This is a genomic window from Mesorhizobium sp. M7A.F.Ca.CA.003.01.2.1 (assembly GCF_003998945.1).
GTDB lineage: Bacteria > Pseudomonadota > Alphaproteobacteria > Rhizobiales > Rhizobiaceae > Mesorhizobium > Mesorhizobium ciceri.
On sequence record NZ_RZRA01001451.1, the window covers coordinates 1 to 838 of the forward strand.

The window sequence follows — 838 nt, forward strand, 5'->3', positions numbered from 1 at the left end:
TCATCGGATTGGCTTTCATGTTTCGAAGTCGAATAAGGATATAAAGAAGTCTTTATGTGTAGTCAATGGAATGGCGGCAACGCGGCCACCAATGCGGAGGCCGGTTTCCGTCCGAAGGATCATTGTTGCCGAAGATCAGACAGTGCCTGTTGGGAACGACATGCCGGCCAGTCTGTGCGCGAAGCCGGACGCCTCGTGCGCATTGATGTCGGCGGCCCGGATCAGATTGTCGAAGTGCTGGATCAGCGTCTGGATCGGCTGAGTGGCGTTGAGCACCAGATACATGTCGCCGACATAGATGGCGGCGCGATAGGGTCCGAAGATGGTGTAGGGGATCGAATAGCGCATCCGCCCGTCATAGAGAAACAGCCGGAAGGTCGGGTAGAGGTCGTCGAGCAGCGTCGCCATGTGCAGCAGCTGGGCGCGCCGGTCGGCTTCGGGGAAACGGTCCCAGACACCCAGCCCGCGGGCAAATATCTCCAGCGTGTGGCGCGGCATGCAGACTTCCATGTCGGTCTCAGGCCGCCTGTTGTAGTCGATGCGGTATTGCGTTTCGCCGGCCTGCGCCAGGCGGCTCTTGTTGGCGATGCCGGCTTCGTAGTCGACCAGCGCTTCGGTGCGCAGAAGATCGGGAATGCCGGCAGGCACGTAGCGGATCTTGGTGCCTGCCGCCTCGGCATGCCATTTGGCCAACAGCGTGCGGTCGAAACCATCCGGTGCCTCTTCGATCTCCAGGCTTTCGCGGATTTCGCCGGTGAGACCTTCGTCCTGGCTGAGGCCGAGGAGCCAATCGAGCGACACCTTGAACTCGGCGGCGATGTTAAGCAGTGTTTCGGCG

Annotated in this window: 1 protein-coding gene; it reads right to left on the reverse strand. The window is 60.5% G+C overall.

Features of this window, described 5'->3' with window-relative positions:
- Positions 1-135: 135 nt before the first annotated feature.
- The coding region (locus EN969_RS33390) for a transcriptional regulator (RefSeq protein ID WP_127419875.1) at positions 136-838 on the reverse strand (703 nt) is incomplete at its 5' end.